The sequence below is a fragment of the Undibacterium sp. Ji50W genome (genome assembly GCF_049340445.1).
Classification (GTDB): Bacteria; Pseudomonadota; Gammaproteobacteria; order Burkholderiales; family Burkholderiaceae_D; genus Undibacterium.
On record NZ_JBMPOX010000001.1, the window covers coordinates 309676 to 322545 of the forward strand.

12 protein-coding genes are annotated in these 12870 nt (G+C 52.4%); 11 read left to right on the forward strand and 1 reads right to left on the reverse strand.

Annotated elements, in window-relative coordinates; genetic code table 11:
* The first annotated feature begins 6 nt into the window (after positions 1-6).
* From gspE to ACO0K9_RS01565, 5 genes are all read left to right on the forward strand, one after another.
* Positions 7-1437: a type II secretion system ATPase GspE gene (gene gspE, locus ACO0K9_RS01545; protein ID WP_422981071.1), complete on the forward strand. Its 1431-nt coding sequence runs from the start codon at positions 7-9 to the stop codon at positions 1435-1437.
* A 12-nt stretch (positions 1438-1449) separates the two neighbouring features.
* Positions 1450-2670 carry a type II secretion system inner membrane protein GspF gene (gspF, locus tag ACO0K9_RS01550; RefSeq protein ID WP_422981073.1) on the forward strand — a complete coding sequence of 407 codons (1221 nt, stop codon included), beginning with the start codon at positions 1450-1452 and terminating at the stop codon, positions 2668-2670.
* An 11-nt stretch (positions 2671-2681) separates the two neighbouring features.
* On the forward strand, positions 2682-3323 hold the full coding sequence (locus ACO0K9_RS01555; RefSeq protein ID WP_422981075.1) for a type II secretion system protein N: 642 nt from the start codon (positions 2682-2684) through the stop codon (positions 3321-3323).
* Positions 3320-4123 (forward strand): uracil-DNA glycosylase, encoded by an 804-nt coding sequence (locus ACO0K9_RS01560; protein WP_422981077.1) that lies wholly within the window; start codon positions 3320-3322, stop codon positions 4121-4123. The genes ACO0K9_RS01555 and ACO0K9_RS01560 overlap by 4 nt, the downstream gene beginning before the upstream one ends.
* A gap of 150 nt (positions 4124-4273) precedes the next feature.
* Entirely contained in the window at positions 4274-5533 is a 1260-nt protein-coding gene (locus tag ACO0K9_RS01565; RefSeq protein ID WP_422981079.1) for an HD-GYP domain-containing protein, read from the forward strand.
* A gap of 119 nt (positions 5534-5652) precedes the next feature.
* Here ACO0K9_RS01565 and ACO0K9_RS01570 read toward each other — a convergent pair whose 3' ends face one another.
* Entirely contained in the window at positions 5653-6633 is a 981-nt protein-coding gene (locus ACO0K9_RS01570) for an NADPH:quinone oxidoreductase family protein (RefSeq protein ID WP_422981081.1), read from the reverse strand.
* 105 nt (positions 6634-6738) lie between these two features.
* Between ACO0K9_RS01570 and surE the strand changes: the two genes are divergently transcribed.
* The 6 genes from surE to ndk all read left to right on the forward strand — a co-directional run bounded on the left by surE (position 6739) and on the right by ndk (position 12797).
* Entirely contained in the window at positions 6739-7476 is a 738-nt protein-coding gene (gene surE, locus ACO0K9_RS01575) for a 5'/3'-nucleotidase SurE (RefSeq protein ID WP_422981083.1), read from the forward strand.
* Complete coding sequence (locus ACO0K9_RS01580; protein WP_422981085.1) at positions 7473-8342, forward strand: protein-L-isoaspartate(D-aspartate) O-methyltransferase; 870 nt, start codon at positions 7473-7475, stop codon at positions 8340-8342. The genes surE and ACO0K9_RS01580 overlap by 4 nt, the downstream gene beginning before the upstream one ends.
* A 45-nt stretch (positions 8343-8387) precedes the next feature.
* Positions 8388-9335, forward strand: a complete 948-nt coding sequence (locus tag ACO0K9_RS01585; RefSeq protein ID WP_422981087.1) for a peptidoglycan DD-metalloendopeptidase family protein — start codon at positions 8388-8390, stop codon at positions 9333-9335.
* A 283-nt stretch (positions 9336-9618) separates the two neighbouring features.
* Positions 9619-10692: an RNA polymerase sigma factor RpoS gene (rpoS, locus tag ACO0K9_RS01590; RefSeq protein WP_422981089.1), complete on the forward strand. Its 1074-nt coding sequence runs from the start codon at positions 9619-9621 to the stop codon at positions 10690-10692.
* A 117-nt stretch (positions 10693-10809) separates the two neighbouring features.
* Entirely contained in the window at positions 10810-12144 is a 1335-nt protein-coding gene (gene rlmD / locus ACO0K9_RS01595; RefSeq protein ID WP_422981091.1) for a 23S rRNA (uracil(1939)-C(5))-methyltransferase RlmD, read from the forward strand.
* Between the two features lie 227 nt (positions 12145-12371).
* Entirely contained in the window at positions 12372-12797 is a 426-nt protein-coding gene (gene ndk / locus ACO0K9_RS01600; RefSeq protein WP_090444571.1) for a nucleoside-diphosphate kinase, read from the forward strand.
* Positions 12798-12870: the final 73 nt, after the last annotated feature.

A 12870-nucleotide genomic window follows, 5' to 3' on the forward strand; every position in this document is an offset into this window, starting at 1 on the left:
TGAACCATGCTTGAGAATCGTTTATTACCTTACGGTTTTGCCCGCGATTTTTCTGTCCTGGCAGTCAGGGACAATGCGGTCGTCAATGGCGCGGTTGAAATACTGGTGTCCAAGCTGACACCCTCTGCGGCGATTGCCGAAGTGGGGCGCAGGTTTGGCAAGGTAAAACTGGTGGTGTTGCCGCATCCTGAATTGTCCGAGGCAATTGCGAAAGCCTATGCCGGGTCTGGTGGCGATGCTGCCGACGTGGTGGGTGAAGTTGAATCCGATCTGGACCTCGCCAAGTTGATGATGGATATGCCCGCCATTGAGGATTTGCTGGAATCGGCCGACGATGCACCGGTTATCCGCATGATCAATGCCTTGCTGACCCAGGCCTTGCGCGATGGCGCATCGGATATCCATGTGGAACCGTTTGAACAGATATCCGTAGTCCGCTTCCGCGTTGACGGTTCGCTGCGGGATGTAGTGCGTCCGAAAAAGGCGATACACGCTTCCTTGATTTCGCGTATCAAGATCATGGCGCAACTGGATATCGCTGAAAAGCGTTTGCCGCAAGACGGCCGCATTACCCTGCGCATCGGTGGCAAGCCGGTAGATGTGCGGGTATCGACCCTGCCCACCGGACATGGTGAAAGAGCGGTACTGCGCTTGCTGGACAAGGAAGCCGGACGGCTGGACTTGAGTCATCTGGGCATGAGTGCAGACGTGCTGACCCAATTTGATAAACTGATTGCGCAACCGCATGGCATCGTACTGGTGACTGGCCCGACAGGGTCCGGCAAGACTACCACTCTGTATGCGGCTTTGTCGCGTGTCAATGCCGGTACCACCAATATCCTGACGGTAGAAGACCCTATCGAATATGAACTGGGTGGTGTCGGCCAGACCCAGGTCAATCCTAAAATCGACATGACATTTGCCAAGGCCCTGCGCGCGATTTTGCGCCAGGATCCGGATGTCATCATGATCGGTGAAATCCGTGACCTGGAAACAGCCCAGATTGCCGTGCAGGCATCGCTGACTGGCCATCTAGTACTGGCAACCTTGCATACCAATGATTCTGCGGCGGCGGTCACGCGTCTGCTGGATATGGGTATCGAGCCCTTCCTGCTGTCCTCATCCTTGCTGGGTGTCGTGGCGCAAAGGCTGGTGCGCAAGCTGTGTATTCATTGCCGGGTTGAAGATCATGGCAATTGGCGTGCAGTGGGTTGTGAGCATTGCGGCCATACCGGCTATCAGGGCCGGGTTGGTGTGTATGAGTTATTGCAGACCACCGATGCCATACGGGCACAGATTCATCACCAGGCAGCAGAGGCAGAAATTCGCACGGCAGCCCAGGCTGATGGCATGAAAACCATGCGTGAAGATGGCGAACGCTGGCTGAAGGCGGGTGTGACTACGCCAGAAGAATTGCTGCGCGTAACCAAGGAATAAGGAAGAAGTCGTATGCCTGCATTCCGATATGAAGCGGTAGACAAGACCGGCCTGACCAGCAAAGGCGTGGTGAATGCCGACAGCGCCCGATCCGCCCGCAGTGACTTGCGTGCGCAGGGGCTGGTGCCGGTCATCGTCGAATCCATAGACCATCAACGAGATGCATCGGGCAAGCGCAAGCGCGCCCTGTTTGGTGACCGCCTGTCGACCGTGGAAAATGCCTTGTTCACTCGCCAGTTGGCCAGTTTGCTGGAGGCTGGCTTGCCGCTGGAGCAATCCTTGTCTGCCCTGCTTGAACAGTCTGAGCGCTCCTATGCGCGTGACCTCATCGGGTCTATCCGTTCTGAAGTCATGGCCGGTTCAGCCCTGTCAGATGCGCTGAAACAGCATCCCGATGATTTTGCTGATATTTATTGCGCGCTGGTTGCTTCTGGCGAGCAGATAGGTCATTTGTCCCGGGTCTTGTCACGGCTGGCTGACTATATCGAGCGCCGTAACGCCTTGCTGCAAAAAGTCCGGCTGGCATTTACCTATCCGGCCATCGTCACCGTGGTGGCGTTTGCCATTGTGATTTTCCTGTTGACCTATGTGGTGCCGCAAATTGTCTCGGTGTTTGCCAATACCAAGCAGAAACTGCCTTTCCTGACACTCATGATGTTGGCCATTTCGGATTTTGTGCGGGCCTATGGCTGGCTGGTGGCGCTATTACTGGTAGCTGCTTTTTTCCTGTGGCGCATGGCCTTGCGCAATCCGGAATTCAAGATGCGCTGGCATCGCTGGTTATTGACCGCACCCCTGTATGGCAAATTTGAACGCAGCCTGAACACAGCCAGGTTCGCCAGTACGCTGGCGATTACCACGGGTTCTGGCGTGCCTATCTTGCGCGCCTTGCAGACCAGCCGAGAAACCCTGTCGAATGTGGCCATGCGTGCCCAGGTCGAAGATGCGACTGCCAGCGTACGCGAAGGTGTGGGCCTGGCGCGTGCCTTGTCTGCCCACAAGCATTTCCCTCCCATGTTGATTCACATGATACGGGCTGGTGAGGTGACGGGTGAATTGCCTGCCATGCTGGAACGTGCCTCGAATACGCAGGAGCAGGATCTGGAACGTCGTGCCATGACCATGGCCGGCTTGCTGGAGCCGGTATTGATCTTGACGATGGGGGTAGTGGTCTTGTTGATTGTGCTGGCCGTACTCATGCCTATCATAGAAATAAATCAGTTGGTACGCTGATAAGGATAAAAATGAAACGCCTGCCTATAGTGGTTACTTTTCTGGCCTTTGTGGCCTTGTGCATGTCCTTGAGTTTTTGGGGTTTGCGTTTGTTCAAGCCTCAGGCCAGAAGTGTCTCTGCCGCATTTCAGCAGGGCAGTTATGAGCCAGGTGCAGGTCAATGGGGCGGCATCTTCGGAATCAGTCAGGTCATGCAGGCGAATGACAGCAATTTTCAACTGAAGGGTGTGGTCCTGGCCAAACGCACGGAAGAAAGCCTCGCCATCATCAGTACCAACGGCAAGCCTGGCCTGTCAGTGGCCTTGAACAAGGAAGTCATGCCTGGCGTGACCCTGAAGGAAGTGCATGATCTGTATGTCGTGATTGTCGATGCAGGTGCCGAGCGTCGTATTGATTTACCTCAGGTTCAGGAAGTCAGCCGGATACAGACAGCACCTGTGCTCATTAATCAAGTCAATCAGCCGAATCAAGCCAACCAAGCCAATATGAATCAGGGAAATACTGTCTCTCCCCAGGTAGCACCACCAAATTCTTTTGCCGCGCGCAGAAGCATGCCAGCACCAGGCGGACCAATTGCACCTGTTGCGCCCATGGTGACCCCAGGTTTGCCTACGGCTTCTTTACCCACAGCGATGCCTGGCAATCCGCAATGAGTCACTGGTCAGATGTATGTCCAGACGATGTACGTCTGTCGCTGGCGCAGGTGCATCCATCCTGGGCTGAAGTCATAGATGCCGGTCTGGCTGCCGTGCATGGGACCAACCCGGATTATTTACCGGGTCTGAAGTCCAGCGCCTATTTGCCGGAGCAGGGCAGGCTGTTTGCTGCTTTTTCCATGCCGATGGATAGCGTTCGTTATATTCTCGTGGGTGAGGGTCCTTATCCTCGCGCCGACAGTGCCACTGGTTATTGCTTCATGGATGGCGCTGTCAAGAATTTATGGTCGGATGAAGAGGGCGGTGGCCTGTCGAAAAAAGTGAACCGCGCCACCTCGCTACGCAATTTCATGAAAATGCTGCTGGTCGCAGCCGGGGAGTTGCAGGTAGATGCGACGACTGGCAATGCCATGGCAGCCATTGCAGAAAAGGCCCGCCATCCTGATTCCGATTTCATACAGACCTTGGCAGCTTTGCAAAGCAACATGATGGCCCAGGGTTTTCTGTTGCTCAATGCCAGCCTGGTATTTCGTGCCGATACTGCGCCGGTAAAAGATGCTAGAGCCTGGCAACCCTTCCTGGAACAGCTGCTATCCAAGCTGTTGCAACAGCGTCAGCATGAACATACGTCCATGCCATCACTGGTCTTATGGGGCAAGATCGCAGAGCAACTGCGACAGATGCCTGTCGTCAACAGTTATCCGCAAATCAGTGCAGAGCATCCGTATAATTTGAGTTTTATTGCCAATCAAATCATGCAGGATTTCTTCCGGCCCATGAATTTGCTTGCTAAATGAGTTGCCCAAAAGAAATTTTTGTGAGATTCTGCTAGAAGCGCTGGCTTGCAATCCGTCTTTGTAGAATAATTGACGGATGATATGGACGTTGCCCAAAAGACAGGTCAACACGCCCAAGCCTAGTCTCGTAAATTTTCTTATTTCCCGCCCATGTTGAAAAAAATTGAAATTGATCGGCTGAGGGTCGGCATGTACGTACAGGAGCTGTGTAGCTCCTGGATAGATACACCGTTTTGGCAAAAATCCTTCATGCTGATTGATCCTGAAGAATTAAAAAAAATTCAGGCTACGCGCATTCGTCAGGCCTGGATAGATACCAGCAAGGGGCTGGACGTATTGCTGGAAGCGGGTAGCAAGCCTGAAGCAGAATCCCCTCCTGCCGCCGTACCCTTGCCACCTTCCGTACCAACTGCACCGGTTGCGCCAACCGCGCGACATCAGGTGGCAGTTGTGTCCATGGATGAAGAACTGGGACGTGCTTCACAGATCGTGAACAAGACCAAGCAGGCGGTGTACACCATGTTCCATGAAGCGCGCATGGGCAAGGCTGTTGACGTTGGCAATGCGCAAAACATGGTGGAAGAAATAGCTGACTCTGTCATGCGTAATCCAGGGGCACTGATCGGACTGGCAAGATTGAAGACCAAGGATGACTATACCTATATGCACTCGGTCGCAGTGTGCGCATTGATGGTGGCCTTATCCAAACAACTTGGTTTGAATGAGGAAGAAACCCGCGAGGCAGGTTTGGCGGGCTTGTTACATGATATCGGCAAGATGATGGTATCGGCAGATATCCTGAACAAGCCGGGCAAGCTGACCGATGCTGAATTTGTCTCGGTCAAGGAACATCCTGCCGCTGGCTACAAGATGTTGAAAGAATCTGAAGCAGTCAGTGCAGTTGCGCTGGACGTGTGTTTGCATCACCACGAAAAGATGGATGGTTCTGGTTATCCGAATCGCCTCAAGGGTGAAGAGATCAGTCTGTATGCCCGCATGGGGGCGGTATGTGATGTGTATGATGCGATTACCTCGAACCGCCCTTACAAGCAAGGCTGGTGCCCGGCTGAATCGCTGCGCAAGATGGCTGAATGGAGTAGCGGCCATTTCGACGAAAAAATCTTTCAGGCTTTTGTGAAGAGCATAGGTATTTTCCCGGTTGGCACCCTGGTTCGTCTGGAGTCGGGCAGGTTAGGTGTGGTGGTTGAACAGCAGGTAGGCAAATCCTTGCTGTTACCCAAGGTGAGGATATTTTTTTCCTTGCGTTCCATGGCCTATATCGCGACCGAGTTGATTGATTTATCCAGGCCAGGCATGAATGACAAGATTGTCAGTCGTGAAGATGCGGCCAAATGGGGGCTCAAGGATATTGATCGTTACTGGCTGGGTGATGCTGCGGTCACTCGCTAAGTGATGCTTGAGGGATGCTTGCACGGCCCCAGCAACGCCAAACTAAAGGATAAGCATAAGGGCAACCATAAGGGCGTCCTTATCCGAATCCCTTACGCTTGCCCTTAGCGTCGGTCCAATTATTTTTCAGGCTGTATCACGACTTTGCCGGTGACTTTGCGTGCCGCCAGGTCATTCAGGGCCATGGCGGTATCTTTCAGTGCATAGCGACCGGAAATGTGCGGTTTGATTTTTCCTTCATGCAGCCAGGTCATCAATTCGCGCATGGCTGCCAGGTTGGCTTTGGGTTCGCGTCGGGCAAATTCACCCCAGAATACACCCACCAGTGATGCGCCTTTTAGCAAGCTCAGATTCAAAGGCAATTTAGGGATTTCGCCATTGGCAAATCCAACCACCAGATAACGCCCGCGCCAGCCTATGGAACGGAATGCCGGTTCGGCATAAATACCGCCAACCGGATCATAAATCACATCAGGGCCTTTGCCTTCGGTTGCCGCCTTGATAGCTTCCCGTAAATCTTCTTTGCTGTAATTGATGGTGAGATCTGCACCATGCTGTTTGCAAATGGCGAGCTTTTCATCGGTTGATGCGGCGGCAATCACGCGGGCACCCAGGGCCTTGCCGATTTCTATCGCGGCCAGGCCAACGCCACCGGCTGCGCCCAATACCAGCATGGTTTCGCCAGCCTTCAGTTGTGCGCGGTCTACAACGGCGTGGTGGGAAGTGCCATAAGTCAGCGTGATTGCTGCTGCCGTGTCAAAGTCCATGCCGGGTGGCATGGGCATGATGGCATGGGCTGGTGCCACCACCTGTTGTGCAAACGCACCATTGCCGATAAAGGCAATGACCTTGTCACCCACTTTGACATTGCTGACACCTTCGCCGACCGCACGGACGACCCCGGATAATTCACTGCCAGGCGTGAAAGGAAGTTCAGGCTTGAACTGGTACTTGTTTTGTATGATCAACACGTCAGGAAAATTTACCCCCGCCGCCTTGACGTCAATCGCAACCTGACCCTGTCCGGGGACTACATCCGCCAGATCTTCGATCACCAGCGTGTCGGGTAAACCCCAGTCTTTGCAAACAACAGCTTTCATTTTGATGTCTCCATAAAATAGTACGACCGTTTGATTTTGTGATTATGCCGCAAAAATCTATTCTCTGTAGAAATTTATATTTCAGCATCAGGTAGAATACAAAACATGAAAATTCTGATCAGTAATGATGATGGTTATTTGGCCCCTGGTATCGTTGCACTGGCGGCTGCAATGTCTGCATTTGCCGAGGTGACGGTAGTGGCACCCGACAGCAATCGCTCAGGTGCATCGAATGCCCTGACCCTGGACCGGCCCCTGAGCGTGCAGCGGGCTGCAAATGGATTTTATTTTGTTAATGGTACACCGTCTGATTGCGTGCATATCGCCCTGACTGCCATTATGAAAGACAAACCTGATCTGGTCGTATCTGGCATTAACCAGGGACAGAATATGGGCGATGACACCCTGTATTCAGGCACAGTGGCTGCTGCGACTGAAGGGTTTTTATTTGGCATTCCATCGATTGCTTTTTCGCAAACCGAGAAAGGCTGGCAACATCTGGATGCCGCTGCAAGAGTAGCGCAAGAGATCGTCCAACGTGGTTTCCCTGAACTGCCTGCAGCATTTTTGCTGAATGTAAATATTCCCAACCTGCCATACCAGGATATTCAGGGAATACGCAAATCACGCTTGGGCAAGCGCCATACCTCAGAACCGGTGATTCACATGATAGACCCGCACGGCAGGGATATTTACTGGATAGGCCCACCGGGGGCTGCCAGCGATGCCAGTGCCGGAACTGATTTTGATACGACGACAAGAAATTTTGTTTCAGTCACTCCCTTGCAGATTGATCTGACAAATACCCGGCAGTTGACACATCTGAATCTGGATTTCGCATGACAACGAAAGACAAGCGCTTTCCCTTACCCTTGTCATCGGTCGTCAACCAGAAAGACAAACCCGGCGACCGCTCACTGAACCGCACGGCAATGCCGCAGACGGCCATGCGCAATGCTGCCCATCACTTGAGCGGCAAGGCGGCACACAAGGTGGCGCCCAGGGTCGATCCCAAGTTTTTACATGGGGGTAATGAAGGCGCGGCAGGTTTGTCGCCTTCCTTGTTATCTGGCCCACTGGTGTCAGAAGGTGTGCGGCGGGCCATGGTGACCAGAGTTGCACAACAGGGCGTGAGGGATGCCACAGTACTGGCTGCCTTGCAGGCGGTGCCGCGCCATTTGTTTCTGGAATCTGGAATGGCAAGCCAGGCGTATGTGGATGCATCCTTGCCGATTGGTCATCACCAGACTATTTCCCAGCCCTATATCGTGGCGCGCATGCTGGAGATCATGCGCAATGGCACAAATCTGGGACGTGTACTGGAAATTGGCACCGGCTGTGGCTACCAGGCGGCGGTGCTGTCGGTGGTAGCGAAGGAAGTGTATTCGATAGAGCGCATCAAGGCGCTGCATGAACTGGCAAAAACCAATTTGCGCCCCATGCGGATTGCCAATATACGCCTGCATTATGGTGATGGCATGCTGGGTTTGCCTCAAGAGGCACCGTTTGACGGTATTATACTGGCTGCTGCAGGCATGGAAGTGCCGCAGGCCCTGTTGCAGCAATTGCGCGTTGGCGGAAGACTGGTGGCACCGGTAGGTGGCAGAAACCAGGTGCTGCAACTGATAGAACGGGTTTCCAATTATGAATGGACTCGTGCAGTCATGGAAGAATGCCATTTTGTACCTTTGCATTCTGGCGTCATTTAGGGCGTGTTGTCAGGTGGCAGCGAATTTAACTGATTAAAAAGAGAAATGAAGACAATACAGCAGATATTACAAGCAGGTGTCGTGCTTACCGTACTGGCGGCATTAAGTGCCTGTACAACAACCAATTTACCCAATCGCGCACCGGTGGTAGAGCGTGGTGTCGAGCAGAAGCCAAGTGAAACTCCTGTGGTCGAAGCAGCTGTCAAACCGCCGGTCAAGGCACCGGATAATACACGCGGCACTTATGTCGTCAAACGTGGCGATGGCTTGTACCGTATCGCGCTGGATCATGGGCAAAGTTATGCCGACCTGGTTGCATGGAATGATCTTAAAAATCCAAATGACATCAAGGTAGGGCAAGTGTTGCGCGTGGCACCGCCAGATGGTTCGCCAACTGTACAAACTTCCGGTGTTGCCAATTCTTCAGTCGAGGTGAAGCCGCTGACGAATCCTGCGACCAACAAGAATAACCCGCGCGGCGATAAACGCCTGTATTCCGAAAGCAATCTGGTTGAGTTGCAGAAAACAGATGCAACAGTCGTTGCCGCTGTGACGCCTGCTCCGGGCATCAAGCCAGATGTGCCCGTACCAGTCAAGGCGGCAGAGCCAGTAGCGCCAGAATCCGATGCCGTGGAATGGATGTGGCCAGCCGAAGGCAAGGTCGTGGCAAGCTATGATGATGCAAAAAATAAAGGCCTGGATATTGCCGGCAAGATGGGGCAGGATATTCTGGCAGCGGGAGCAGGTAAAGTCATGTATGCCGGTAGTGGTATACGCGGATATGGTAATCTCGTCATTATTAAACACAACAGCAGTCTTTTGTCTGCGTATGCGCATAACAAGGCGATTCTGGTAAAAGAAGGGCAAGCCATCACCAAGGGGCAGAAAATAGCCGAGATGGGTAATTCTGACAGCGAAGCGGTGAAACTGCACTTTGAAATCCGTTTGCAGGGCAAACCGCTGGACCCGATGAAATACTTGCCAGGACGTTAAGCTGATATATGTAAGAACCTGTTTACGATCTGTAGCGAGCGAGCGTCAGCGGGGTGAAGAGCAGCGCAAAAAGCGGAATGTACTTAAGTACATGAGCATTTTGAGCAGCGCATGAGCCCCGATCACGCCCGCGCAGTAAGATCGTAAACAGGTTCTAAGAAAGTTGATAAGCGCTGTAAGATATCTCCGGGAGTCCCTGTCTTTGAGGGGGAGGAAGATTCCCCAGAAAATAAATGCCCAGACGGAATGAATTTACCGGATACGTGAATTAATACAGGTCATCATGCACAACAACTTAAGTACCTACAAGCTGGGAAATCCTGCCGCGAGTGACGACCCGGATGTTGCCGGTGAAGCCGCAGAGGCAGAGGCGGACGTGCGTTTGCAGGGTGATGCGACCGACGACATGGCGGATGACGCAGGCGAAGTTGCCCGCGAAGGCCAGGAAGAACAGGGCGATGATCCGGCGGCCCTGATTGTTGCGCCTATTGATGAATTGAAAACGGTGCTGGCGGCAGAGCTGTCTACCGACACCACACAGTATTACCTGAACCAGATTGGTACCCGTCCCCTGTTTGCTTCTTCCGAAGAATTGCATTATGCAACGCTGGCGAAGCAGGGGGATTTTGAAGCCCGGCAAAAGATGATAGAACACAATCTTCGTCTGGTGGTATCGATTGCCAAGCATTACATCAATCGCGGTGTTGCCTTGCTCGACATGATAGAAGAGGGCAATCTTGGACTCATGCATGCGATAGACAAATTTGAACCCGAGCGCGGCTTTCGTTTTTCCACCTATGCAACCTGGTGGATACGGCAGAGCATAGAGCGCGCCATCATGAACCAGGCCAGGACCATACGTCTGCCGGTACACATGGTCAGGGAACTGAACCAGATACTGCGTGCCAAATACCACCTGGAATCGCAAAGGCGGGATGGCCGTGACGCGGCGCTGGAAGATATTGCCCTGCTGGTCGACAGGCCGGTGGATGAGGTGCAAGACATCCTCACCCTGTCCGAACATGCAACGTCGCTGGATACGCCGCTGGATAATGATCCGCAATCCAGTCTCATGGACATGTTGCCTGGCGACAGTGATGATGCGCCGGATATACGTGCAGAACAGCATGAAATGACTATCCTGGTGCGCGACTGGTTGTCCAAATTGCCTGACAAACAACGTATTGTCATCGTGCGGCGCTTTGGCCTGGATAATGATGATCCGGCAACCCTGGAAACCCTGGCCGATGAAATGGGTATCACCCGTGAACGCGTGCGCCAGATCCAGCAAGAGGCCCTGATCAAGCTGAAGCGTTCATTTGCCTCGCGTGGTGTCGGACGTGATTCCGTGCTGTAGATAGGCTTAAATAGTTCATTTCAACTATTTCTGGGTGCATGTCTGTGCATCTCTTATAATTCCGTCTTTTAAAATTCCACTTCTTAGCGGTGCGGGTATGTCGCACTGTCAATTTCCATGAATACAATAGAAATTCGCTCTTTAGATATGGACGCACGCGGCGTCGGTAATTTGCAAAATGAAGATGGCTCGACCGGCAAGGTGGTCTTCGTGGATGGCGCGCTGCCGGGCGAACTGGTTGAATTCAGCACCTATAAAAAGAAGGCCAGTTGGGAAGCTGCAACCCTGACTACTCTGGTGCGCGAATCTTCGCAAAGGGTGGAACCGAAATGTGAATTTTTTGGTACTTGTGGCGGCTGCTCCATGCAGCATCTGGATGCCAATGCCCAGGTAGCGATGAAGCAGCGCGCGCTGGAAGACAATCTATGGCATATCGGCAAGGTCAAGGCAGATATCATGATGCGTCCCATCATTGGCCCGACCTGGGGTTATCGCTATCGCGCCCGTTTGTCAGTACGTCATGTGATTAAAAAAGGCACGGTACTGGTCGGTTTCCATGAGAAAAAATCGCGCTATGTTGCGAATATGGAAACCTGTGAAATCTTGCCCGCCCATGTCTCGGCCATGCTGATGCCTTTGCGTGGCCTGGTGGCGTCGCTTTCCATCGTCGAAGAATTGCCGCAAATCGAACTGGCGATAGGCGAGGGTGTGACTGCCATGGTGTTGCGTATCATGGCCCCGCTGTCCAAAGAGGATGAAGTCAAGCTCAAGGCCTTTGCCGATCAATACCAGGTGCAATGGTGGTTGCAGACCAAGGGGCCGGAAACGGCAACGCCGTATTACCCAGCTAGCAGCGACTTGCATTATTTGTTGCCAGAATTTGGTGTCAAAATGCCATTCAAGCCAACTGACTTTACCCAGGTGAATCATCATATCAATCGCGTATTGGTGGCGCGCGCCCTGCGTTTGCTGGATGTGCAAAAAGACGAGCGCATCGCTGACCTGTTCTGTGGTTTGGGTAATTTCACTTTACCTATTGCTACATTGGCAAAAGAAGTGGTCGGTATAGAGGGGAGTGATACCCTGACTGAGCGCGCACTGGAAAATGCACGCCATAACGGACTGGCGGAAAAAACTTCCTTCAGTACCAGGAATTTGTTTGAAGTCACTGCGGATGATTTTGTAAAGTTGGGTAAGTTTGACCGTTTCTTGATTGATCCGCCACGTGATGGTGCCATGGCTGTTTGCCAGGCATTGATGGACCTGCGCCAGAGTGCACCGCAACTGCTGCCCAAGCGCCTGGTGTATGTATCCTGTAGTCCCGCAACCCTCGCCAGGGATGCCGGCATGCTGGTCAATCAGGCTGGTTATCGCCTCAGCAGCGCCGGCGTTATCAATATGTTTCCACATACTTCCCATGTGGAATCCATGGCGGTATTTGACCTTATTTAGCACTAACCAGGTCAGCTAAGTATATCTTGAAGCAATGTCGGTGCAGGCTTGCGGCTTTTGGCAAGTTTGTCAACACCGCGAATGACTTTCGAAGCAACACCCGGAAGTCATTTCGTCAATTGTATTTCTTGAAAGACATATCTGATACTATGGTTTCATGTTAAAATCTAAGGTTAGATGAATTCCCGAATTTTTTCTTAACCCTTTCTTTTTATTGGAGTTTTTAGATGGCTATTGAACGTACATTGTCTATTATTAAACCTGATGCCGTTGCAAAAAACGTGATCGGTCAAATTTACAGTCGCTTTGAAGGCGCTGGCCTGAAAGTAATCGCTGCTCGCATGACACAATTGTCCCGCGCTGAAGCAGAAGGTTTCTATGCTGTTCACCGTGAGCGTCCTTTCTTCAAGGATCTGGTTGACTTCATGATCTCCGGCCCTGTCATGATCCAGGTTCTGGAAGGCGAAGGCGCAATTTTGAAAAACCGTGACCTGATGGGCGCGACGGATCCTAAGAAGGCAGAAAAAGGCACAATCCGTGCAGATTTCGCTGATTCTATCGATGCAAACGCTGTTCATGGTTCCGACGCTGCTGAAACAGCTGCTGTGGAAATCGCTTACTACTTCCCAGCGTTGAACGTGTATTCACGTTAATTCGGACTTTATCTGAATTTGACGTTTTAAGACTTCACCCCATGCAGCGCTGTGCTGTATGGGGTGTGAAAGA

Excerpts from the sequence above, each read along its gene's own strand:
- gspE (WP_422981071.1), top strand. The coding sequence starts at position 7 with ATGCTTGAGAATCGTTTATTACCTTACGGTTTTGCCCGCGATTTTTCT.
- gspF (WP_422981073.1), top strand. The coding sequence starts at position 1,450 with ATGCCTGCATTCCGATATGAAGCGGTAGACAAGACCGGCCTGACCAGC.
- ACO0K9_RS01555 (WP_422981075.1), top strand. The coding sequence starts at position 2,682 with ATGAAACGCCTGCCTATAGTGGTTACTTTTCTGGCCTTTGTGGCCTTG.
- ACO0K9_RS01560 (WP_422981077.1), top strand. The coding sequence starts at position 3,320 with ATGAGTCACTGGTCAGATGTATGTCCAGACGATGTACGTCTGTCGCTG.
- ACO0K9_RS01565 (WP_422981079.1), top strand. The coding sequence starts at position 4,274 with ATGTTGAAAAAAATTGAAATTGATCGGCTGAGGGTCGGCATGTACGTA.
- ACO0K9_RS01570 (WP_422981081.1), bottom strand. The coding sequence starts at position 6,633 with ATGAAAGCTGTTGTTTGCAAAGACTGGGGTTTACCCGACACGCTGGTG.
- surE (WP_422981083.1), top strand. The coding sequence starts at position 6,739 with ATGAAAATTCTGATCAGTAATGATGATGGTTATTTGGCCCCTGGTATC.
- ACO0K9_RS01580 (WP_422981085.1), top strand. The coding sequence starts at position 7,473 with ATGACAACGAAAGACAAGCGCTTTCCCTTACCCTTGTCATCGGTCGTC.
- ACO0K9_RS01585 (WP_422981087.1), top strand. The coding sequence starts at position 8,388 with ATGAAGACAATACAGCAGATATTACAAGCAGGTGTCGTGCTTACCGTA.
- rpoS (WP_422981089.1), top strand. The coding sequence starts at position 9,619 with ATGCACAACAACTTAAGTACCTACAAGCTGGGAAATCCTGCCGCGAGT.
- rlmD (WP_422981091.1), top strand. The coding sequence starts at position 10,810 with ATGAATACAATAGAAATTCGCTCTTTAGATATGGACGCACGCGGCGTC.
- ndk (WP_090444571.1), top strand. The coding sequence starts at position 12,372 with ATGGCTATTGAACGTACATTGTCTATTATTAAACCTGATGCCGTTGCA.